This is a genomic window from Uliginosibacterium sangjuense (genome assembly GCF_059132465.1).
This window is the reverse complement of sequence record NZ_CP101132.1, coordinates 1,269,019-1,291,251: the sequence shown is the minus strand read 5'-3', so window position 1 is coordinate 1,291,251 and position 22,233 is coordinate 1,269,019. Positions and strand designations below refer to the sequence as shown.

General features: G+C 64.2%; 23 protein-coding genes. 4 read left to right on the top strand and 19 right to left on the bottom strand.

Annotated elements, in window-relative coordinates:
- Position 1 precedes the first annotated feature (1 nt).
- From lepA to rpoE, 6 genes are all read right to left on the bottom strand, one after another.
- Positions 2–1,798, bottom strand: a complete 1,797-nt coding sequence (gene lepA / locus NMB43_RS05860) for a translation elongation factor 4 (protein WP_494351215.1) — start codon at positions 1,796–1,798, stop codon at positions 2–4.
- Between the two features lie 105 nt (positions 1,799–1,903).
- On the bottom strand, positions 1,904–3,337 hold the full coding sequence (locus NMB43_RS05855; RefSeq protein WP_494351214.1) for a Do family serine endopeptidase: 1,434 nt from the start codon (positions 3,335–3,337) through the stop codon (positions 1,904–1,906).
- A complete protein-coding gene (locus tag NMB43_RS05850) occupies positions 3,334–3,741 on the bottom strand; it encodes a SoxR reducing system RseC family protein (protein ID WP_494351213.1) in 408 nt (135 codons plus the stop codon). The genes NMB43_RS05855 and NMB43_RS05850 overlap by 4 nt, the downstream gene beginning before the upstream one ends.
- 86 nt (positions 3,742–3,827) lie before the next feature.
- Positions 3,828–4,712 carry a MucB/RseB C-terminal domain-containing protein gene (locus tag NMB43_RS05845; protein ID WP_494351212.1) on the bottom strand — a complete coding sequence of 295 codons (885 nt, stop codon included), beginning with the start codon at positions 4,710–4,712 and terminating at the stop codon, positions 3,828–3,830.
- 86 nt (positions 4,713–4,798) lie between these two features.
- Positions 4,799–5,338, bottom strand: coding sequence for a sigma-E factor negative regulatory protein (locus NMB43_RS05840; RefSeq protein WP_494351211.1), 540 nt, complete (start codon positions 5,336–5,338; stop codon positions 4,799–4,801).
- Positions 5,339–5,340: 2 nt separating this feature from the next.
- Complete coding sequence (rpoE, locus tag NMB43_RS05835) at positions 5,341–5,940, bottom strand: RNA polymerase sigma factor RpoE (RefSeq protein ID WP_494351210.1); 600 nt, start codon at positions 5,938–5,940, stop codon at positions 5,341–5,343.
- Positions 5,941–6,115: 175 nt separating this feature from the next.
- On the opposite strand from rpoE, the gene nadB reads away from it, so the two are divergent.
- Positions 6,116–7,732, top strand: a complete 1,617-nt coding sequence (gene nadB / locus NMB43_RS05830) for an L-aspartate oxidase (protein WP_494352122.1) — start codon at positions 6,116–6,118, stop codon at positions 7,730–7,732.
- On the opposite strand, the gene NMB43_RS05825 is transcribed toward nadB, so the two are convergent.
- The 9 genes from NMB43_RS05825 to NMB43_RS05785 all read right to left on the bottom strand — a co-directional run bounded on the left by NMB43_RS05825 (position 7,723) and on the right by NMB43_RS05785 (position 14,500).
- Positions 7,723–8,160, bottom strand: a complete 438-nt coding sequence (locus NMB43_RS05825; RefSeq protein WP_494351209.1) for a YgfX family protein — start codon at positions 8,158–8,160, stop codon at positions 7,723–7,725. The genes nadB and NMB43_RS05825 overlap by 10 nt on opposite strands.
- Before the next feature lie 88 nt (positions 8,161–8,248).
- Positions 8,249–9,487 carry a beta-ketoacyl-ACP synthase II gene (gene fabF / locus NMB43_RS05820; RefSeq protein ID WP_494351208.1) on the bottom strand — a complete coding sequence of 413 codons (1,239 nt, stop codon included), beginning with the start codon at positions 9,485–9,487 and terminating at the stop codon, positions 8,249–8,251.
- A gap of 91 nt (positions 9,488–9,578) precedes the next feature.
- Positions 9,579–9,821, bottom strand: coding sequence for an acyl carrier protein (gene acpP / locus NMB43_RS05815; RefSeq protein WP_494351207.1), 243 nt, complete (start codon positions 9,819–9,821; stop codon positions 9,579–9,581).
- Positions 9,822–9,918: 97 nt separating this feature from the next.
- Positions 9,919–10,668 carry a 3-oxoacyl-ACP reductase FabG gene (fabG, locus tag NMB43_RS05810; RefSeq protein WP_494351206.1) on the bottom strand — a complete coding sequence of 250 codons (750 nt, stop codon included), beginning with the start codon at positions 10,666–10,668 and terminating at the stop codon, positions 9,919–9,921.
- Between the two features lie 27 nt (positions 10,669–10,695).
- Positions 10,696–11,568: an ACP S-malonyltransferase gene (gene fabD / locus NMB43_RS05805; RefSeq protein ID WP_494352121.1), complete on the bottom strand. Its 873-nt coding sequence runs from the start codon at positions 11,566–11,568 to the stop codon at positions 10,696–10,698.
- 80 nt (positions 11,569–11,648) lie between these two features.
- Positions 11,649–12,620 carry a beta-ketoacyl-ACP synthase III gene (locus tag NMB43_RS05800; RefSeq protein ID WP_494351205.1) on the bottom strand — a complete coding sequence of 324 codons (972 nt, stop codon included), beginning with the start codon at positions 12,618–12,620 and terminating at the stop codon, positions 11,649–11,651.
- Positions 12,617–13,660 carry a phosphate acyltransferase PlsX gene (gene plsX / locus NMB43_RS05795; RefSeq protein WP_494351204.1) on the bottom strand — a complete coding sequence of 348 codons (1,044 nt, stop codon included), beginning with the start codon at positions 13,658–13,660 and terminating at the stop codon, positions 12,617–12,619. Before plsX ends, NMB43_RS05800 begins: the two co-directional genes overlap by 4 nt.
- 95 nt (positions 13,661–13,755) lie before the next feature.
- Positions 13,756–13,935 carry a 50S ribosomal protein L32 gene (gene rpmF, locus NMB43_RS05790; protein ID WP_494351203.1) on the bottom strand — a complete coding sequence of 60 codons (180 nt, stop codon included), beginning with the start codon at positions 13,933–13,935 and terminating at the stop codon, positions 13,756–13,758.
- A gap of 61 nt (positions 13,936–13,996) precedes the next feature.
- Entirely contained in the window at positions 13,997–14,500 is a 504-nt protein-coding gene (locus NMB43_RS05785; protein WP_494351202.1) for a YceD family protein, read from the bottom strand.
- A 92-nt stretch (positions 14,501–14,592) separates the two neighbouring features.
- On the opposite strand from NMB43_RS05785, the gene NMB43_RS05780 reads away from it, so the two are divergent.
- The gene (locus tag NMB43_RS05780; protein ID WP_494352120.1) at positions 14,593–15,168 is read left to right on the top strand and encodes a Maf family nucleotide pyrophosphatase; all 576 of its coding nucleotides are present in this window, start codon (positions 14,593–14,595) and stop codon (positions 15,166–15,168) included.
- Positions 15,165–15,872 carry an SAM-dependent methyltransferase gene (locus NMB43_RS05775; RefSeq protein WP_494351201.1) on the top strand — a complete coding sequence of 236 codons (708 nt, stop codon included), beginning with the start codon at positions 15,165–15,167 and terminating at the stop codon, positions 15,870–15,872. The genes NMB43_RS05780 and NMB43_RS05775 overlap by 4 nt, the downstream gene beginning before the upstream one ends.
- 12 nt (positions 15,873–15,884) lie before the next feature.
- Here the strand turns inward: NMB43_RS05775 and NMB43_RS05770 are convergent, their stop codons facing one another.
- From NMB43_RS05770 to NMB43_RS05755, 4 genes are read right to left on the bottom strand one after another with little or no spacing between them, the layout of a single operon-like run.
- Positions 15,885–16,832: a S49 family peptidase gene (locus NMB43_RS05770; RefSeq protein WP_494351200.1), complete on the bottom strand. Its 948-nt coding sequence runs from the start codon at positions 16,830–16,832 to the stop codon at positions 15,885–15,887.
- Positions 16,829–17,167 carry a Rieske (2Fe-2S) protein gene (locus NMB43_RS05765; protein ID WP_494351199.1) on the bottom strand — a complete coding sequence of 113 codons (339 nt, stop codon included), beginning with the start codon at positions 17,165–17,167 and terminating at the stop codon, positions 16,829–16,831. Before NMB43_RS05765 ends, NMB43_RS05770 begins: the two co-directional genes overlap by 4 nt.
- Entirely contained in the window at positions 17,155–17,811 is a 657-nt protein-coding gene (locus NMB43_RS05760; RefSeq protein WP_494352119.1) for an HAD-IA family hydrolase, read from the bottom strand. Before NMB43_RS05760 ends, NMB43_RS05765 begins: the two co-directional genes overlap by 13 nt.
- Positions 17,795–18,811, bottom strand: coding sequence for an RluA family pseudouridine synthase (locus NMB43_RS05755; protein WP_494351198.1), 1,017 nt, complete (start codon positions 18,809–18,811; stop codon positions 17,795–17,797). Before NMB43_RS05755 ends, NMB43_RS05760 begins: the two co-directional genes overlap by 17 nt.
- Before the next feature lie 563 nt (positions 18,812–19,374).
- Here NMB43_RS05755 and NMB43_RS05750 point away from each other — a divergent pair.
- Complete coding sequence (locus tag NMB43_RS05750) at positions 19,375–22,206, top strand: Rne/Rng family ribonuclease (protein ID WP_494351197.1); 2,832 nt, start codon at positions 19,375–19,377, stop codon at positions 22,204–22,206.
- Positions 22,207–22,233 lie beyond the last annotated feature (27 nt).

Genomic DNA, 22,233 nt, shown 5'->3' with positions numbered 1-22,233 from the left:
ACTACTTGCCGTCGTCCACGCGCAGCACGGCGAGGAAGGCTTCCTGCGGGATCTCCACATTGCCGACCTGCTTCATGCGCTTCTTGCCTTCCTTCTGCTTCTCCAGCAGCTTCTTCTTGCGCGTGATGTCGCCGCCATAACACTTGGCCAGCACGTTCTTGCGCAGCGCCTTGATGGTTTCGCGCGCAATGATGTGCGAACCGATCGCGGCCTGTACCGCCACGTCGAACATCTGCCGTGGAATCAGCTCGCGCAGCTTGGCGGCCAGTTCACGACCACGGTACTGCGCGCTGGCACGGTGCACGATCACGGACAAGGCATCGACCTTCTCACTGCTGACCAGCAGGTCGAGCTTCACGACGTCGGCCGCGCGGTATTCCTTGAAGTCGTAGTCCAGCGAGGCATAACCGCGCGACACCGACTTCAGCTTGTCGAAGAAGTCCATCACCACTTCGGCCATCGGCATGTCATACACCAGCTTCACCTGGCGGCCGTGGTAGTGCATATCGACCTGATTGCCACGCTTCTGGTTGCACAGCGTGATGACCGGACCGAGGTAATCCTGCGGCACGAAGATCGTGGCCGTGATGATGGGCTCGCGGACCTCGGCGATCTTGCCGGTATCGGGCAGCTTGGACGGGTTCTCGATCTTGATGACCTCGCCCGAATTCAGCACCACCTCGTACACCACGGTCGGCGCCGTCGTGATGAGATCCATGTCGAACTCGCGTTCCAGGCGTTCCTGCACGATTTCCATGTGCAGCAGGCCCAGGAAGCCGCAGCGGAAGCCGAAGCCCAGCGCCTGCGAGACTTCCGGCTCGTACTGCAGCGAGGCGTCGTTGAGCTTGAGTTTCTCCAGCGAGTCGCGCAACTGGTCGTACTCGCTGGCCTCGACCGGGTACAGGCCAGCGAACACCTGCGGCTTGATTTCCTTGAAGCCTTCCAGCGGCTCGCTGGCAGGCTTGTTGGCCAGGGTGATGGTGTCGCCCACCTTGGCCGAGGTCAGTTCCTTGATACCCGCGATGATGAAGCCCACCTCGCCGGCATTGAGCGATTCGCGCTGCAGCGACTTCGGGCTGAACACGCCGGTCTGCTCGCACAGATGCTGCGCACCGGTGCTCATGAACAGCAGCTTGTCCTTGGGTCGCACGACGCCGTCGACCACGCGCACCAGCATCACGACGCCGACATAGTTGTCGAACCAGGAGTCGATGATCAGCGCCTTTAGCGGCCCCTCTGGATTGCCGCGCGGCGCCGGCACCTTGGCGATGACCATCTCGAGGATGTCTTCCACGCCCATGCCGGTCTTGGCCGAGCACGGAATCGCCTCGGTCGCATCGATGCCGATGACATCCTCGATCTCTTGTCGCGCGGTGTCGGGATCGGCCGAGGGCAGATCCATCTTGTTGAGTACCGGCAGCACTTCGACGCCCAGCTCGATGGCGGTGTAGCAGTTGGCCACGGTCTGCGCCTCGACGCCCTGCGAGGCATCGACGACCAGTAGCGCGCCTTCGCAGGCCGACAGGGAGCGACTGACCTCGTAGGAGAAGTCCACGTGCCCCGGGGTGTCGATCAGGTTCAGGTTGTAGATCTGGCCATCTCGCGCCTTGTACTGCAGGGCTGCGGTCTGCGCCTTGATGGTGATGCCGCGCTCGCGCTCCAGGTCCATGGAGTCCAGCACCTGTGCCTCCATCTCGCGCTCGGACAAACCGCCGCAGGTCTGGATGAGACGGTCGGCCAGCGTGGACTTGCCATGGTCGATGTGGGCAATGATCGAGAAATTACGGATGTGCTGCATGCGGGCTCAGTTCGGGTGACAACAAAAGGGGTGCCGCGGCACCCCTCGAGCAAAATCATTGAATAGGCGCAGATTATAGCCCAAGGCAGGGCCCCACCGCCCGCCCTACTTGCCTTCCGGCACTTTGATGCCGACGAAGTTCTGGGCGTCACCACGGCGGACCAGCAGGGTCACGGCGCTTCCGCGCGGCAGGCTTTCACTGATCCGGTTGAAATGCTCGGCCGAGCGCACCTCGCTGCTGCTGCCCTTGGTGATCAGGGCAGTGATGACGTCACCCGGGCGCAACTCGGCGCGCGCCGCCGCCCCTGTTGCCTCGCGGATCGCAGCCCCGCGCTCCAGTTCCAGATCGCGCTTCTGCTCGCGCGACAGATCCTGAGTCACCAGCCCCAGGCGATTGCCCGCCTGCAGGGCGGGCATGCTGCGCGCGAACAGGCGTGGGCTGTCATCCGGGAACTCCGACACGGTGACCGGCAGATTGCGCAACGCCCCCTCGCGCCACACGGCCATGACCGAGCGGGAGCCCGGCCGCGTCGCGCCGACGATGCGCGGCAAGTCTGCCGAGCCGCCCACCGGCTGCCCATCGAAGCGCAGCACGATGTCGCCGACACGCACCCCTACGCCTGCCGCCGGCCCATCCGGATCGACCCGGCTGACAATGGCGCCGGCCGCCTCGCGCAGACCGAAGCTGTCGGCAATCTCCCGCGTCACATCCTGGATCACCACGCCGATACGGCCCCGCCGCACACGGCCCTCCTGGCGCAACTGGGTCTGTACGTCCATCGCCACGTCAATCGGAATGGCGAACGAGATGCCCATGAAACCGCCCGAGCGCGAGTAGATCTGCGAGTTGATGCCCACCACTTCGCCCTGCAGGTTGAACAAGGGACCGCCCGAGTTGCCGGGATTGATCGCCACATCGGTCTGGATGAAGGGCACCAGGGTCTCGTCCGGCAGGGAGCGTCCCTTGGCGCTGACGATGCCAGCCGTGACCGAACTGTCGAAACCGAAGGGCGAGCCGATCGCCACCACCCAGTCGCCGACCCGCAGGCTGCGCACATCACCCAGCCGGGCGCGCGGCAGGCCGCTGGCCTCCACCTTCAGCAAGGCAATGTCGGTCCGCTTGTCCATCCCCACCAGGCGTGCAGCGAACTCGCGCCGGTCCGACAGGCGCACCAGAATCTCGTCCGCCGCTTCGACCACGTGCGCATTGGTCAGGATGTAGCCTTCGCTCGCCACGATGAAGCCTGAGCCGCTGGCGCCGCCCTCTTCCTCCGGCTGAGGCTGCGAGTGACGTGGCACCAGGCGCTTGAGCCAGTCCGGCAGTTCGCGCTCCTGTGGCTCGCGCATATAGGGCGTCTTGCCACTGCTCTTGGCCTGGGTCGCCGTGATGTTCACCACCACCGCTGCATTTCGCGCAGCCAGATCGGCAATCTGCGGCAGGCTTTGCACGGCAGGCAAGGCCATGCCCACCGACGTCTGCCCGCCCAGTCCCAGGATGAGGAGGCCAAGAATCAGGATTCGCTTCACTGCGCGGCTCATCGGACAATCTCGACCAGGCGCGGCTGCCACCCGGCCTTCACTGCCTGCCGCCCGTGGCGCCCGACGGCCCACCAAGCCAGGAGCAGGCCGACGCCAGCCCCTCCCGCGCTGAGCAACTCCCCGCCCAGCAGATGCCCCAGCCCGGCCCCTGCCAGCAGTGCCAGCAAGGGCAAACCATAGGCCCAGCCCGCCGCACGCAGAGGCAGGCCATCCGGCACCTCGATCCACACCCGGGCGCCGGCCGGCGCGGCGAGGCCGTTGGCCACCGCGTACTCCTGGCACCGCGCGCCCAGAACTTCATTGAGCATGCCGGTGCGGCAGCCGCCGGGCTCGTGGCAGCGGCCACAGCCCCCTTCCTCCCCGGTCACCCGAACCCAGGCCTGGGTGCCCTCCACCCTCGTCACGACCGCCTCGACACGCACATCCATCCCCACAAAACAAAAACGCCGGCTGAAACCGGCGTCATTGTGCCCCCAAAGCCGCTGCGGAGCTATGGCTTGGTACGTGCCTCCACGCCACCGGCAATGCGCTGCAGGGTGGCGGTCGGCACCTCGCCGAGCACGGTCACCTTGTGGTCACCCAGGCTTCGCTTGAAGATCCCGGTGGATCCCGAGCGCGTCGTGCTGGGCGGTACGCTCATGCGTTGCTTGTTCGTCGCCTCGATGAAAACGGACACACTGACCAAGCCATCCGAAAACACGGCATGCAGCGCATCCGGCTCGCCTTGGCGCAAGGGGCGACGGGTCAGCGAGATCTGGCGGAATCCGGGCGGCAGGCCTTTGAAGTCCCACTCTGCATCTTCCAACCGCAGATCGGTTCCGCGCAGGCTCACCACCTGCCAATCAGCCGAGGGCGTGAAGCCGGCGCGCAGGCGACTGCGCTCAATCGTGCCGCCGATGCTGACTTCGGTGAACGCAAACTCCTCCAGCACCTGCCCCTGCTCATCCACCATCTGGGCCTTCAGCAACAAACCGCTGGCGCTGTCGATCCACAGTCGATGGCCATAGCGCAGGGTGTCGCGCGGCTCCAGCATCACTTGCTGGGCGGCATGACCGGCGATCTGCGCCGACTCCCCTGAGCGCACCGTGTAGACCTCGCCGATGGCCTTGGCCGACAAGGCCAGACGCAGGGGATAGCGACCCACGGAGGCTCGGTCGATGATGATGGTGCGCGACTCGGGCAGGTAGCGATGCACCTCGTCATTGGTCCGCACGATCTCACGCATCGAACCACCGAGAAACTCGACCCGCTCGTGATCGCCGGCCGCGTCGACGACGCGCGTGACGCGCGATACCCCGCTCATGCCGCGCAAGCGGTAGGAGAACTCACCCGCGTAATTTGCCGAACGCCCCGCCGCGATGACTCTTTGCAGCAAGGACTGCGAATCCGGCGCCTGAGCCGAGGCCTGTGCTGCCAAGGCTAAACAGCAGAGAAGCCCCCATGCGTGCCGGGCCAAACCCTTCATCGTGCCGCGCCCATCCGTTCGCTGCTGACGGTACGCACAAAGGCTGCCACGCCAGGCACGGGAGCACCTGCGGCGCCGGCCTGATGCGCCATCACATACACTTCATCATCATTGCGCGCCGCCCCCACGAGCTGCAAGGGCGGGGCTTTCGCCGCCAAGGCGGGGGCAGGGGCTTCCAACCGCGGTGTCTCACCGCCCGGCGCCATGACCATCCAGCCCACCAGGGCTACGCCTGCCGCCGAAGCAGCCAGCGCCGCCCAGCGCGATGGCGCTGCCTCGCCCACCTTGGCGGGACGGGTACGCGCGGGAATCGCGGCCGGAGCAAAAACCACCGGCTCCTGCTCCAGCGCTGCCATCACGCGGGCATTGAAACCCGACGACACCAGCGGCTCCTGCCGCAATACATCGCCGGTCAGAATCGCCACTTCGCACGCCTGGCGCGACTCCGGCTGACGTAACAGTTTCAGCATCACCTGTTCGGCTTCCGATTCGTCCAACTCGCCATCTACCCAGGCCGACAATTTTTCGTTCAACATCACTACCACCTCTTGTCCGGTGCCACGTCCAGCAAGGGCTTCAAGCGTTCGGCGATCGCCTCACGCGCCCTGAAAATCCGCGACCGGACCGTTCCGATCGGGCAATCCATCACCATCGCGATCTCGTCATAACTCATGCCTTCGATCTCGCGCAGCACGATGGCGGTGCGCAGTTCCTCAGGCAAAGCCTCCATCGCGGCATTCACCGTCTCGCCAATCTGCTTGGTATGCATCAAACGCTCAGGCGTATCGATGTCACGCAGCAGGCTGGCGTCATCCAGCGTCTCGGCCTCCTCCGAATCCAGCTCGGTAGTCGTCGGCGCGCGACGCCCCTGCGACACGAGATAGTTCTTGGCCGTATTGATGCCGATCCGGTACAGCCAGGTATAGAAAGCGCTCTCGCCACGGAAAGCCGGCAAAGCCCGATAGGCTTTGATGAAGGCTTCCTGCATCACATCTTCCACTTCGGCTGGGTCGCGGATCATGCGCGATATCAGTCGGGCAAGCTTGCGCTGATACTTGGTGACAAGGATGCCGTAAGCCTCCTTGTCACCGCGTTGCACACGCTCCACCAACAACTGGTCAATCTCTCGTTCGCTCATGCGCGGAAATGGTTCACGGGCCTCGGCCGGTTCCGAATCGGCCGGAGTATAGCTGAACCCACTCCCGCACCCGCTGCTGTGACCGGACTGCGCGAGATTAGTTCAGGCCGCACCGAGGGTCTGTTGACCCCATGCTAATATTCCCGCCACTTCCCGCAGGCACCCCGGAGTCCCGATCTTGCTGCAATTCGACGTGCTGGTCCTGGGCTGCGGCCTGGCCGGCCAATCGCTCGCCCTTCGCCTGGCAGACCGCCTGCGCGTCGCGCTCGTAACCAAGCGGCAGATGGAAGACAGCGCCAGCGCCTGGGCGCAAGGCGGCATCGCCGCTGTCGTCGATCCGTCTGACTCCACCGAAGCCCACTACCAGGACACCCTGATCGCCGGCAGCCAGCTCAACGATGCCGCCGCGACGCGTTTCGTGGTGGAAAACGGCGCCGATGCGATCGCCTGGCTGCGCGAGCAAGGCGTGGCCTTCACCCCGGACGATGAAGTGCCCTGGGGCATGCACCTGACACGTGAAGGTGGACACAGTCATCGCCGCATCGTGCACGTGGCCGACGCCACCGGTGCCGCAGTCCAGGAAACACTGATCGACCGGGTGCGCAAGCATCCCAACATCCAGATCCTGGAGCGCTTCGTCGCGGTGGACCTGATCGTCGGCCACAAGCTCGGCAGGCCCGAAGCGGGTTGCCTCGGCGCCTACCTGCTGGATCGCAGTAGCGGGCAGGTCGTCCCCGCAGCGGCCCGTCACACGGTGCTGGCCACCGGCGGAGCCGGCAAGGTCTATCTCTACACAACCAATCCCGACTCGGCGACCGGCGACGGCATCGCGATGGCCTGGCGCGCCGGCTGCCGCGTGTCGAACATGGAGTTCATCCAGTTCCATCCGACCTGCCTCTACCACCCGCAGGCCAAGTCCTTCCTGATCTCGGAAGCAGTGCGCGGAGAGGGCGGCCTGCTGGTTCTGCCCGATGGCAGCCGCTTCATGCCCGATCATGACCCACGGGCCGAACTGGCCCCACGCGACATCGTCGCCCGGGCGATCGACTTCGAGATGAAGAAGCGTGGTCTCGACAGCGTGTTCCTGGATATCAGCCACAAACCGGAAGGCTTCCTGCGCGAGCACTTCCCCAACATCCACGCACGCTGCCTGGAACTGGGCATCGACATCGCACACCAGCCCATTCCGGTGGTGCCGGCCGCGCACTACACCTGTGGCGGCGTCATGATAGACCTGCGTGCCCGCACCGACCTGCCCGGCCTCTACGCCATCGGCGAGACAGCCTGCTCGGGCCTGCACGGAGCCAACCGGCTGGCCAGCAACTCGTTGCTGGAATGCGTGGTCTTCAGCAAAGCCGCGGCGGCCGACATCCTCGCCCACCCACGCCCCTTGCCGTCGGCGCTGCCCGCGTGGGACGAAAGCCGCGTCGGCGACGCCGACGAGGAAGTGGTGATCTCACACAACTGGGACGAATTGCGTCGTTTCATGTGGGACTACGTGGGCATCGTGCGCACCAACAAGCGCCTGCAGCGCGCCCAGCATCGCATCCGTCTGCTCAAGCGCGAGATCGACGAGTACTACACGAACTTCCGCGTTGGCAACGACCTGATCGAACTGCGCAACCTGGTCACCACGGCCGATCTGATCGTACAGAGCGCGATGCGCCGCAAGGAAAGCCGGGGCCTGCACTTCAGCCGCGACTATCCCGAAACCCTGCCCCACACTCGCTCGACCGTGCTCACCAATCCGCGCTGGCCGCGTGGTCTGCCGCGCTGGGGCAGTCAGACCTGAGGCCGGCCCCGCCCTGCCGCAGCCTCTCCGCCCACCTGTACCGCCACGGCCGAGCGCCAGCGCAGGTGCACGTTCAAACGACGCCAGCTCTCGGCGGGCATGCCATCGCACATCAACACCCAGCGCCAAGGACGGCCCTCTGCGAAATGCAGCGCCACGGCCCGCAGCGGCCCCAAGGCGGACCACTCGATGCGCTCCACGCTGCGCGGCGCGCAGTCCCCCGACTCGAGCAACAGTCCTTCTGACGAGAAATGCAGGTAAGCCCGCCAAGCCCGGCGGCACGCCCGCCAGGCCAAGAGGGCGGACGTGAACAGCAAGACCAGGCTGATTACGCGTGCCAGCGAGGGCACCTGGGGTGCCCACAAAGCCCCCATCGGCAGTGCATGAACCAGCAGAAGTCCGCCCAGGAAGAGAGGAGATGGGCGCATGGGCACGCGCAGGGAGGCTGGAGGCTGCGCCTCGCCCGTTGAACGGGCAGGTGACGGGGCGGGCTGCGCGCAGCCCGCCCCTGCGTCCTCAGACGCGGCGGAAAGCGATGGTGCTGTTGGTGCCGCCAAAGCCGAAGGCATTCGACAGAGCCACGCGGATCGGCATCGGGCGCGCGACCTTGGGCACATAATCGAGGTCGCAGGCCGGATCGACATTCTCCAGGTTGGCTGTCGGCGGCGCGACCTGTTGCTGGATGGCCAGGCAACTAAAGACAGCCTCGATCCCAGCAGCCGCCCCCAGCAAGTGGCCGGTCATCGACTTGGTCGAACTCATGGCCAGTTTATAGGCATGCTCGCCAAAGGCCCGCTTGATCGCCAGGGTCTCGGCGATATCGCCCAGCGGCGTCGAGGTACCGTGTGCATTGACGTAATCCACCTCGTCCGCATTCACGCGACCATTGCGTAGCGCGGCCAGCACGCTGCGCGCGGCGCCTTCGCCACCTTCGCTCGGTGCCGTGATGTGGTAGGCGTCCGAACTCATGCCATAGCCTGCCACTTCGCAGTAGATTTTGGCGCCACGCGCCTTGGCATGCTCGTACTCTTCGAGTACCAACACACCGGCACCCTCGCCCAGCACGAAACCGTCGCGCCCTGAATCCCAAGGACGCGATGCCGTCAAGGGATCATCGTTGCGCGTAGACAGCGCCTTGGCCGAGCAGAATCCACCCATCCCCAGAGGCGACACGGTGGATTCGGCGCCGCCGGCGATCATGATGTCGGCATCACCGTATTCGATCAGGCGCTGCGCCTCACCGATGGAGTGGTTCGCCGTTGCACACGCGCTGACGGTGGCAAAGGTCGGCCCCTTGAAACCATAGTTGATCGACAGGATGCCGGAGATCATGTTGATGATCGAGCCCGGCACGAAGAACGGGGAAATCTTCTTGACGCCCACCTCGCGCGCGGCTTCGTGCGTTTCCTCAATCAGCGGTAAGCCGCCAATGCCGGAACCGATGCACACACCAACCCGCTCAGCGAAATCCGGGTTCTCGCTGATACCGGCATCCTTCAGTGCATCCATTGCTGCCGCCAGGCCGTAATGGATGAAGGTGTCGTAGCGACGGGCTTCTTTGGGCGACAGGTAGGCCGCAACATCGAAGTCCTTCACTTCGCCAGCGATCTGTGTCGGGAAGTTGCTGACATCGAAGCGTGTGACGCGTCCGATGCCGGGACGCGCATTCAGAATGTTGTCCCACGCGGTGGCTACGGTGTTTCCGACGGGCGAGATGATGCCCAATCCTGTCACGACTACTCGGCGACGCGTCAAGGCCAGCTCCTACAACAGTTAATCTTGTACGGACGAACACAGTGGCGCAGATCATTCCTGATCTGCGCCACTGTTCAAGTCTAGACGGCCCTCAGGCCTTGTTCAGATGTGCGCTGACGTAGTCGATCGCTTGCTGAACGGTGGTGATCTTCTCGGCTTCCTCGTCAGGAATCTCGCACTCGAACTCTTCTTCGAGGGCCATCACCAGTTCGACGGTGTCGAGGGAGTCAGCGCCCAGATCGTCCACGAACGAGGACTCGTTCTTGATGTCGGCCTCGTTTACGCCCAGTTGTTCAGCGACGATCTTGCGGACGCGCTGCTCGATGTTCTCCATGAATTGCTCCTTGCGAATGAAAGCGATTAAGCAAAAAAACCCTGCTATTTTAGCAAAACAAAGCAGGAAGTTCAGTTATCAGCCGGGAACACCGGCTTTATGCCATGTACATCCCGCCGTTGGCGTGCAATGTGACACCCGTGATGTAGCTCGCGGCAGGCGACGCCAGAAACACGACGGCCGCCGCAATTTCCTCCGGCTGCCCCAGGCGCCCCAGGGCAATCTGGGTCTGCAATGCCTCGCGCTGGGCGTCCGGCAGCTCCTTGGTCATGTCCGTATCGATAAAGCCCGGCGCTACGCAGTTGACCGTAATGTTGCGGCTGCCCAGCTCGCGCGCCAACGCACGCGTCATGCCCGCCACGCCGGCCTTCGCGGCTGCGTAGTTTGCCTGTCCCGGATTGCCGGCGCTACCCACCACGGACGTAATATTGATGATGCGTCCGGTGCGTGCCTTCATCATGCCGCGCATCACCAGGCGCGCCATGCGGAAAACCGCCTTGAGATTGGTGTCGATCACCGCATCCCACTCGTCGTCCTTCATGCGCATCGCGATGTTGTCACGCGTGATACCCGCATTGTTGACGAGGATCCCAACGCCACCGAACTCCTTCTCGATGGCCGACAAGGCCGCTTCGCACGCGGCCGCATCCGTCACGTCGAGCGACAGCCCCTTGCCCTTGATGCCTGCGTCCGCCAGGGCCGCCGAAATCGCGGCCGCACCGGCCTCGCTGGTCGCCGTACCAACCACCGTGGCACCCGCGCGCCCCAGACCCAAGGCGATGGCGCGCCCAATCCCACGGCTCGCGCCGGTGACCAGGGCAATCTGTCCGTCGAAGGAACCAAACATTGCTCTCTCCAGGTTGTTTTGTCGTGATCAGGCCGCAGCCTTGGCAAGCGACTCGGCGTCAATCACCGGCTCGACCTGCAGGTCCGCCTCGATACGCTTGACCAGGCCGGCCAACACCTTGCCTGGTCCGAATTCGTAGACCCGTTCCACGCCTGCGGCCCGCATGGCCTGCACGGACTCGATCCAGCGTACGGGGCCCCAGGCCTGGCGCACCAAGGCATCGCGAATAGCTGCCGGATCACTCTCAGCACGGACATCCACGTTATTCAGCACGGGAATCTGCGGCGCATTGAAGGCGATATCAGCCAAGCGTTCAGCCAATCTGTCGGCCGCCGGCTTCATCAGCGCGCAGTGGAACGGCGCGCTGACCGGCAAAGGCACGGCACGCTTGGCGCCACGCGCCTTGCAAGCCTCCATGGCACGCTCGACCGCGGCCTTGTGGCCGGAGATCACGATCTGCACGGGAGAATTGAGGTTCGCCGCCGTCACCACCTGGCCCTGCGCCGCCTCTTCGCAAGCCGCCGCCACATTTTCGGGGTCGAGGTTCAGGATCGCCGCCATGCCACCCTCGCCAGCCGGCACCGCCTCCTGCATGACCTCGGCACGGAAACGCACCAGGCGCACCGCATCGGCAAACCCAATGACACCAGCTGCGACCAGCGCGGCGTACTCGCCCAGGCTATGTCCCGCCACCAGCGCGGGACGCGCCCCCGTGCGCTCACACCAGGCCCACCACACGGCGACACCCGCCGTCAGCATCAGGGGCTGGGTATTGACGGTCTGATTGATCGTCTCAGCCGGACCTTCGGCCGCCATGGCCCACAGATCCTCACCGAGCGCCGCCGAAGCCTCGTCGAAGGTATGCCGAATGGTGGCGACATCGCCATACGGCGTCATCATGCCTACGGCTTGCGATCCCTGGCCGGGAAATACGACCGCGAACTTGCTCACAAAGCTCTCCACGATTGGGAAAAACGCATTCAGAAGCGCAGCAGCACGGCGCCCCAGGTGAAACCACCACCCACGCCCTGCATCAACACGGACTGACCGGATCGAATGCGTCCGTCCCGCACAGCGACGTCTAGCGCCAGCGGCACCGATGCGGCCGAAGTGTTGCCATGCTGATCGACGGTCACGACTACATGTGACATGTCGACACCTGCACGCTTGGCTGCCGAGGTCATGATGCGAATATTGGCCTGATGCGGAATGAACCAATCCAGTTCGTCCGCCGTCATGCCTGCCTGCTGCAGCACTTCCAGCGCCACCTCACCGAGCACGCGCACCGCCGTCTTGAAGACGGCCTGACCATCCATGCTGAGAAAGGGGGAGCCAGTGATCTGGCCACCGGCCAGGGCGCCGGTGGTGTTCAAGATCGTGTTGAGCGAACCATCGGCATGCACCGCGCTGGCCAGGATGCCGGGCGTCTCGTCCGCGGCCAACACCACAGCCCCCGCCCCGTCACCAAACAGCACGCAGGTGGAGCGATCGCTCCAGTCGATGATGCGCGACAGCGTTTCGGCGCCAATGACCAAGGCGCGCTTGTGTGAGCCCGAACGCAGAAACTTGTCGGCAACGGTCAGCGCAAACACGAAACCGCTGCACACCGCCTGCACATCGAAGGCCACGGCGCCGGAAGGGATACCCAAGTCACTCTGCACCAGGCAGGCGGTCGAGGGGAACACCATCTCTGGCGTGGTGGTCGCGACAATCACCAGATCGATGTCGGCGGGCATCAGTCCAGCCATGTCCAGCGCACGGCGCGCGGCCTCCACGGCCATGCTGCGCGTGCCGACACCGGCAAGACTGGATGCAAGGTAACGCTGGCGGATGCCGGTACGTTCGACGATCCATTCATCGGACGTGTCGATTCCCCGCGCCACCAGGTCGTGATTGGAGACCGGTGCGCCGGGGACGAAACCGCCGGTTCCTACAATGCGGGAATAGCTCATGCGATTTCGATTTCGGGCGATTTGACGTGGGTGCTCACGTACTCGGTCATGCGCTTCTCGATCCGCTCGATCAGGTTGTTGCCGGCCGCCTCGCTGGCCCGCTTGAGCGCCTGCAGGAAGGCAAATGCATCTGCCGAGCCATGACTCTTGATCACCACGCCACGCAAGCCCAGCAAAGCCGCCCCATTGTAGCGCTTCGGGTCAACCCTATGCTTGAAACGCTTAAGCACCGGCAGGGCCATCAGCGCAGCCAGTTTAGCCAGCGGGCCGCGACTAAACTCCTCACGCAGCAAGGTGGCCACCATCTGGGCCAGCCCCTCGGAGGCCTTCAGAGCCACATTGCCCACGAAACCATCGCACACGACCACGTCGGTTGTGCTCTTGTAGATGTCATTGCCTTCCACGTTGCCATAGAAGTTCAAGCCGCTCTCGCGCAGCAGCTCGGCCGCCTGCTTGACGACCTCGTTGCCCTTGATGTCTTCCTCGCCGATATTCAGCAAGCCAACCGTGGGGCGCTCGCAATGCTCCACGGCCTCCACCAGCATCGCACCCATGATGCCAAACTGCAGCAAATGCTCAGCCGTACAGTCGACATTGGCCCCGAGGTCCAGCATGTAGGTGTGCCCCTTGACGGTGGGCAGGATGCTTGCGATCGCAGGCCGGTCGATCCCCGGTAGCGTTTTCAGCACGAAGCGCGAAATCGCCATGAGCGCACCGGTATTGCCGGCCGACACCGCGGCTTGTGCCTCGCCGGACTTGACCAGATCAATCGCCACGCGCATCGACGAATCCTTCTTGCCACGCAAAGCCGTCGCGGGCGCTTCGTCCATGCCGACGACTTCACTGGCATGTTGAATGCGGACGCGCTCACCGAACGGAGCCAGGGCGGTGTGGATGTGTGGATCGGCGAACGCAGCCTCGAGCCCGACCAGGATCAGTCGAGTCCGGGAGTCGTCGCGCAGAAAATCCAGGGCAGCAGGGAGGGTGACCGATGGACCATGGTCACCGCCCATGCAGTCAATCGCGATGGTGGTATCCATCTAGCGGCTTGAGAGCGGGAAAGCTGTGCGGGTAGGAATGCAACGCCGCGCCGCCCGTGCGGGCGACGCCTTGCGCTGAGATGGGGCGAGCGGGATTACTCGCCCTTGGTCTTGACGACCTTCTTGCCGCGGTAGAAACCCGAGGGCGAAACGTGGTGACGCAGGTGGGCTTCGCCGGTGGTCGGCTCGACAGCCAGCGCCGGAGCGGTCAGGAAGTCGTGAGCACGGTGCATGCCGCGCTTGGACGGGGACTTTTTGTTCTGTTGAACGGCCATTTCTACTTACTCCTCAAAACTCATGTTCAGTGCGGCCGGGAAGGCCCATCACCAGACTCTGTTACGACTTTCGCTTCAACGCGGCCAAAGCCGCAAACGGCGAAGGCTTCCCTGCGCCCGCCTCATCCTGCCGTGCCGCGCAGTCATGCGCATGCAGCGGAGCAATCGGCAACACCAGCAGCAGTTCGTCTTCCAGCGCTTCCAATACATCGAAGTCGCGCCCGGCGTGGACCGGATCGCAACTATCGTCTTCCAGCGCCTCGTCCGGCAGCGGTGCGTCCTTAGCCACCAGCAACAGGCTGGCCTGGACATCCACAGAGCAAGACATCTCGCCCAGGCAACGCTGGCACTGCAGCACGATCTCGCCTTGAACCGCCAGATCGAGATAACACCGCTCAGCTTCGTGCCGGCCAGAAACGGCATAGCTCAACACCTGCTCCGGCCCGCCCTCCAGCAGCACATCTTCGAGCCGCTCCAGGCTTCGTGCATCCACCTTGCCCTCGACGCGCGCCGCACGGCGTGCAAACTCAAAGGGATCAGGAAGGATGATGGGCCGCAGCGACATAAACGGTAGATGATATTATCTTTGGCTTTCCCTGTCAAAACCCGGCTTGCGGCGGCGCTGGCCGCACATCATCCCCTCGCACCATGCCTCAAATTCCGCTGGTCCTCGCATCCACCTCGGTCTATCGCCGGCAACTCCTGGAGCGGCTTGGCCTGCCCTTTGTGCAGGCCAAGCCCGACGTAGACGAGGCCCCCTTGCCTGGCGAGACGCCGACCGCCACCGCCGAGCGCCTGGCTCTGGCCAAAGCCCGGGCCGTGGCGGCAAGCCATCCGGAGTCGTTGATTATCGGCAGCGACCAGGTGGCCTATCGCGACCATCAGCGCTTCGACAAGCCCGGCACCGTGGAAAACGCCCTTGCCCAGTTGCGGAACATGTCCGGACGCAGCATCTTCTTTCATACGGCTTTGTGCTTGCTGGACAGCCGCGACGGGAGTTATCAATTGAATGCCGTTCCGGTGGAAGCACGCTTCCGCCCTCTCGAGGAAGCCGAGATCCGCCGCTACGTGGAACGGGAGCTGCCTTTGGACTGCGCCGGTAGCGCCAAATCGGAAGGCCTGGGCATCGCCCTGCTTGACTACATGCGCGGAGATGATCCCACGGCCCTGATTGGACTGCCGTTGATCACCCTGTCCCGCATGCTGCGCAAACACGGACTGCTGGTGCCATGAGCGGCGCCCTGATACTCGTCCCGGTCGGTCTGGGGCCTGGTGAGCACACCATCACTCATCCGCCTGAGACCCTGCGCCAACTGCACCGCTTGCAACACTTCATCGTAGAGCGCGCCAAGACGGCTCGCGCCGAGATCCGCCGCCTAGGCCATCCCGCCGCCCTGCAGTCGCTCGACATTCACGAGCTTCCCGAAAAACCGGACAAGGTCTGGATCGACCAAGTGCTGGATCTCGCCGTGGCCGGACAGGACATCGGCCTCATGTCTGAAGCAGGCTGCCCTGCAGTTGCCGATCCAGGCGCATTGGTAGTGCGCCGTGCACATGAGCGCGGCATCCGCGTCGTTCCCTTGGTTGGCCCATCCTCACTCCTGCTGGCGCTGATGGCCTCTGGCCTGAACGGTCAGAGCTTCGCCTTTCAGGGTTACCTGCCGGCCAAGGAGGACGAACGCAAGCAGCGCATCAAGCAACTAGAGAAGGATTCGGCACGCCTGCGCCAGACCCAGCTTTTCATCGAGACGCCTTATCGCAACGCAGCCATGCTCGACAGCCTGCTGGCCAGCTGCGCTGACGACACCTTGCTGTGCGTGGCGCGCGCACTGAGCACACCGGAGGAATGGATCGGCACAGCCTCTATCCGCGCCTGGAAAAAAAAGGCGCGACCCGATCTGTCGCGCCTCCCTACCGTATTCCTGCTGCTGGCCTGACCGGCCGGCCCTCTACTTCCAGTCGACCTGCCCCAGGCGTTCACTGACCCCCCCCGCGAAGTCCGCACCGAAACGCTTCGCGAAACGCTCGGCCACACTCTCACGCTGGGTGTAATCACGAATCTCCTCGGCCTTGATGACTTCACGCGCGACGCTATCCACCGTGCCAAAGGCATCGGCCAGGCCCAGTTCGATGCTGCGCGCGCCCGTCCACACCAGACCCGAGAAGGTGTCTGCGTCCTCCTTCAGGCGCGCCCCCCGCCCCTTGCGCACCACGTCAATGAACTGCTGGTGGATTTCCGCCAGCATCTTGCGCGCGTGTTCGGTTTGCTTCGGATCCTGCGGCGAGAATGGGTCGAGGAAGCCCTTGTTGGCGCCCGCCGTGATCAGCCGCCGCTCGACGCCCAACTTCTCCATCAAGCCCGTCACGCCAAAGCCGTCCATGCGCACGCCGATGGAGCCGATCAAACTGGCCTTGTCGACAAAGATCCGGTCCGCCGCCACCGCAACGTAGTAGCCGCCGGAAGCGCAAATATCCTCGACCACCGCATACACCGGAATATCCGGATGCAACTCGCGCTGCCGGCGGATTTCGTCGTTGATGATGCCCGCCTGCACCGGACTGCCCCCCGGGCTGTTGATACGCAGGACGACACCCTTGGTACCCTTATCCTCAAAGGCAGACTGAAGCGCAAGCAAGGTCTGCTCAGCCGACACCTCGTCAGAGCCGCCGATGGTTCCGTTCATCTGGATCAGCGCGGTGTGCTCCGCCCCATCCACCACGATGTCGCCCCCCTTGTTCCATGACCACAGCATGAACAGCAGGAAGCCCACATAGGCAAATCCAAGCAGTTTGAAGAACACGGCCCAGCGGCGGCGGCGCCGGTTCTCGCGCAGCGACTCGGTCGCCAGTTGCTGGAGCAGCTTGCGCTCCCATCCAGGTTCGTTGAGGTCACTCATAGGGGGTCGGTCAGGTAGATGTTGCCGTCACGCTCCTCGACGGCGACAGGCTGCAGGCTACGCCCCTGGCAGGGGCCGGCCACGCAGAGCCCGCTGTGCGGCTCGTAGAGCGCGCCATGCGTGGCACAGATCAAGTATAAGCCGGATGCATCGAAGAACTTGCCGGGGTTCCAGTCCAGCTCGACCGGAATGTGCGCGCAGGCGTTGCGCCAAGCGTACACCCGCCCCTCCGCACGCACGGCGAAAGCCGCCGCCCTGCCGGCAGCAGGAATCTCGAAGCGCACACCATCACCCCGCTCAACCAAGGCTGCAGCCTCACAGATCAGGCGTTGCATGCCAGCCACTCCTTCATCTCACGCACGCTGTCCACCAAGCCCTGTGGCGCCAGCGCCAGCAAGTCTTCGCGTGGATGCGCGCCATAGCTGACTGCCAAGGCGGCCGTGGCCGCGTTCTGCGCCATCAACAGATCGTGCGTGGTGTCGCCAATCATCAGCACACGCTCGGGCTCCACGGCAAACTCAGCCATCAGCTCTAACAGCATGGCCGGATGCGGCTTGGAGAAACTCTCGTCGGCGCAACGGGTGGCATGGAAATACTGCCCCAGGCTGCACTGCCCCAAAGCCCGCGTCAGCCCGGCCCGCGCCTTGCCCGTGGCGATCGCCAGCGCGTAGCCCTGTAGGCGCAGATTCGCGAGCACAGCCTCGACCCCCTCGAAGGGCGTCTGCTCGTGATCGCGGGTCAGGAAGTGGTACCGATAGCGCCCGACCAGATGCTGGATTCCAACCTCGTCGAGCTGCGGCGCGATGTGCCGCACGGCGTCCGCCAATCCCAGCCCAATGACATAGGAAGCCTCATCCCGCGTGGGCACGGCAGTTCCCACATCCTCGCACGCGGCCCGCAAAGCGTCGACGATGTGCGAAGTGGAGTCCATCAGGGTTCCATCCCAATCGAAGACGATCAGGTCAAAGCGCTTGCTCATAACTTCCATACTCACGTGACTGCTCATTGTCCAGGCGGTGCAGATAGCCTTTCAGTTCCGGTGGCAAGGCCGCGCGCAGCTCGACGCGCTCGCCACTGACCGGATGGATCAAGGCCAAGCGCGCCGCATGCAGGAACATGCGTGGCAAGCCCTCCCGGGCCAACTGCTTGTTGAGGGCGAAATCGCCGTACTTGTCGTCGCCCAGCAGCGGGAAACCCAGAGTCTGCATGTGCACGCGGATCTGATGGGTTCGCCCGGTTTTGAGTTCCACTTCCACCAGGCTGTAGCGGCTCCAGCGCGCCACCAGACGCACGATGCTGTGCGCCGGCTTGCCTTCGTGACTGGCTGAAACGCGCCGCTCACCGTCCTCGGTCAGAAACTTGTGCAGCGCCAGTTTCACGTGTTGCATGGCGTTCATCCAGCGCCCTTGCACCAACGCGTAGTAGCGCTTTTCGATGCCGCCCTCGCGCATCTGGTCCTGTATGTGGTTGAGCGCCGCCCGCTTCTTGCCGACGATCAGCAGGCCTGAAGTCTCACGATCCAGGCGATGCGCCAGCTCCAGGAACTTGGCCTGGGGACGCTGCCGGCGCAACAACTCAATGACGCCGAAGCTGACCCCGCTGCCCCCGTGCACCGCCAGTCCGGCCGGCTTGTTGAGCACCAGAAAATGTTCGTCTTCGAAAACGATCTCGAACTCGCGCTGGGGCACCTGGGGGCTGGTCGCAGCCGCACTCGGCGCGGCCACCCGGATGGGCGGGATGCGCAGCTCATCGCCCTCCTTGAGGCGATAGGTCTGGGCGATGCGCCCGCCATTCACTCTCACCTCGCCACTGCGCAGGATGCGATAGATGTGGCTCTTGGGCACCCCTTTGCATTCGCGGATCAAGAAGTTATCGATGCGCTGCCCCGCATCTTCCTCCCCGATCCTGACCCGCCGCACGCTTGCCACAGTGCGCAAATCCTGTGCCGCCCGGGGGGTGTTTTCTTTGCCTAAAGTCATGATCTTCCAATATACTGCTAGGGCTTTCCGTACCCGGAAACGCAGTGCCGGCCGACGAGCCTTCGCTTGTGCAACGCCGCACCACCGGATTATGACCGGGCTTCGTCGCAGTGTCCGTCCCCTGACGTTGTTTGCGCCCTTTGCGCACCGCGGGATCGATCCGACAGGCAAGGTGCCAGCATGCAGGGGGTCATGCCCCGCCGTGAGCCTGGAGCTCACCGACGCATGCAGTGTGCAGCGCAGGTTGCAGCGTCGAGAGGCATGCGCGTCCAGGCCAGGAAGCCCCTCATCGCGGGGGCGAAAAGCCGGCGATGTTAAACGAACATGGTCTTTCGACCATGCTTGATCCACAAAAAACTAGCGCGCGTACGCCAGGAAACCAGTGCCGCTGAGTCCGACGAATTGGTCGCTCAGGGCAGCAGCAAATCAGCAACCCGTTCACTCGTTTGCCAACGAACACGATGATCCACTGTTCATAACATTCCGAGTCGCCTCCCCCTTACCGGGTGGAGCACGGTTCGCTGTGCCGTCTGGTTTCCCGCCGCACGCGGGAGCACGACACAATGAAGCGAATGCTTTTCAACGCGACGCAAGCCGAGGAACTGCGCGTCGCAATCGTGGATGGTCAGAAACTGATCGACCTCGATATCGAATCGGCTGCCAAGGAACAACGCAAGAGCAACATCTACAAGGCCGTCATCACGCGCCTTGAGCCCAGCCTCGAAGCCGCCTTCGTCGACTACGGCGCGGAGCGTCATGGCTTCCTCCCCTTCAAGGAAATCTCGCGCGCCTACTTCAAGGACGGCGTCGACGCCTCCAAGGCCCGTATCCAGGATGCCCTGTCCGTCGGCCAGGAGCTGATCGTCCAGGTCGAAAAGGACGAGCGCGGCAACAAGGGCGCGGCGCTGACCACCTACATCTCGCTGGCCGGCCGCTATCTCGTTCTGATGCCCAACAACCCGCGTGGCGGTGGCGTTTCGCGTCGCGTGGAAGGCGAAGACCGCAGCGAGCTGCGCGACGTCATGGACGCGCTCGAAGTACCCAACGGCATGAGCCTGATCGCTCGCACCGCGGCCATCGGTCACACCAGTGAAGAACTGCAGTGGGACCTGAACTACCTGCTGCAGTTGTGGCGCGCCATTGATGGTGCGGCCAAGGCGCAGTCCGGCGCGTTCCTGATCTACCAGGAAGGCAGCCTCGTGATCCGCGCGATCCGCGACTACTTCCAGCCCGACATTGGCGAGATCCTGATCGACACCGACGAGATCTTCGATCAGGCGCACCAGTTCATGTCGCACGTGATGCCCAACAACGTGCACCGCGTGAAGCGTTACCGCGACGACGTGCCGCTGTTCTCACGCTTCCAGATCGAACACCAGATCGAGTCGGCTTACTCGCGCCAGGTCAATCTGCCATCGGGTGGCGCCATCGTGATCGATCACACCGAAGCGCTGGTGTCAGTCGATGTGAACTCGGGGCGTGCCACCAAGGGCAGCGACATCGAGGAAACGGCAACCCGCACCAACCTCGAAGCGGCCGATGAAATCGCCCGCCAACTGCGTCTGCGTGACCTCGGTGGCCTGATCGTCATCGACTTCATCGACATGGAGAACCAGCGCAACCAGCGTGAGGTAGAGAACCGCCTGCGCGACGCGCTGCGCTTCGACCGCGCCCGCGTGCAGACCGGCAAGATCAGTCGTTTCGGTCTGCTCGAACTGTCGCGCCAGCGCCTGCGCCCGGCCTTGGCCGAGACCAGCTACATCACCTGCCCGCGCTGTACCGGCACCGGTCACATCCGCTCCACCGAATCGGCCGCGCTGCACATCCTGCGCATCCTCGAAGAGGAAGCGATGAAAGAAAACACCGGCGCCATCCATGCGCAGGTGCCGGTCGATGTCGCCACCTTCCTGCTCAACGAGAAGCGCGTCGACATCGCCAAGATCGAAGTACGCCACCGCGTCAATCTGCTGATCATCCCGAACCGCCACCTGGAAACGCCGCAGCAGGAAATCATCCGTCTGCGCCACGACCAGTTGAATCAGGAAGACCTGCACCTGCCCAGCTATCGCATGGCCGAGGTCGCCAGCGAGAATGCCTACGCCCCGCCCTCGGCACAGACCGAAGGCAAGCCCCCGCGCGCCGAAGCCGCCATCAAGAGCATCACGCCGGATCAGCCGGCGCCGGTCGCACCGGCTCCTGCCGCAGCCCCGGCTGCAGCGGAATCGCAGGGCCTGTTCCAGCGCATCCTGGCCTGGTTCAGGAGCGAACCCAAGCCCGCCGAGAAAACCGAAGACAAGCCGCGCAGCGGTCAAGCGCGTCGCGAACGCGGTGAAGGCCAGCGTCGCCGCGATGGCGAGCGCAAGCCGCGCGACGGTCGCCGTGGCGAAGGCCAGGGCGAGCAACGCGAAGCCCGCCGCGATGAGCACAAGCGTGACGACAAGCGCAGCGAGGACAAGCGTGACGATCGTCGCCGCGATGGCAGTCGTGAAGAAACCAAGCGTGAAGATCGCCCGCCGCGCGAAGATCGCGGTGAACGCAAGGGTCGCACCCAGGAACGCCAGGACAAGACCGCCGCACGTCCCGCCGACGTGACGGCCGAGGCCGGCACGCAACAACAGGCCAAGCCGCAGCGCGAACGACGCGAGCGTCCGCCGCGCGAACCCAGGCCACAACAAGCCGAGGCGGCGCCCACCGCGAGTGAACTGCAGGCGTTGGAAGCCACCGCCGTGGCTGCAGATGCCACGGTCGCTACCGACAACAACAGCACTGCAGCCACCAGCGAGCAGCGTGAAGGTGGCCGTCGCCGCAACCGTCGTGGTCGTGGTCGTGGTCGTGGCGAAGGCGATCAAGCCGGTGCAACAGACCTGGCGCTGAACGAGGCAGACGACATCGCAGCAAGCGAAAGCGTGGGAGGCGAAGCTCCTGCTTCCTCCGCGACCGAGACGGCCATTGCGGAGAGCGCACCGGCACTGCAACCGCCGGCAGAAATGGTCGCAGATGCAGTGTCGGCCCAGGCAACCCCGCTCCCCGCCTTGGCCGAGCCCGTTGCCCCCGCGGAAGAAACACCGCCTGCTGCACCGGTCCAAGCCTCCTTGCTGCCCGAGGAAACTGTGGCTTCGCCTCAGCCCGCTGACGAAGCTGCGTCCTCACTGGTCCGCGCGATGGAGCGCAGCAGTGCGCCCGCCGCGGAACCCCTCCCTGTCGCCACCTCGGCACCGATCGACTTGTCGGCGGTCCTCCAGGCCGATGACCTGCAGATGGTCGAGACCAGTGGCAGCAGCGTGGCTGCCCTTCCCGCCGAGCCCGCCAAGCCGGCCGGTCGCCCACGCCGCCAGCGCACCTCGGTGCAAACCGAGGAAGAACTGGTGTTCGTGGAAACCCAGCACAAGGAATAAGCTCTCACGGGCTGTTCCCAAAAAGAA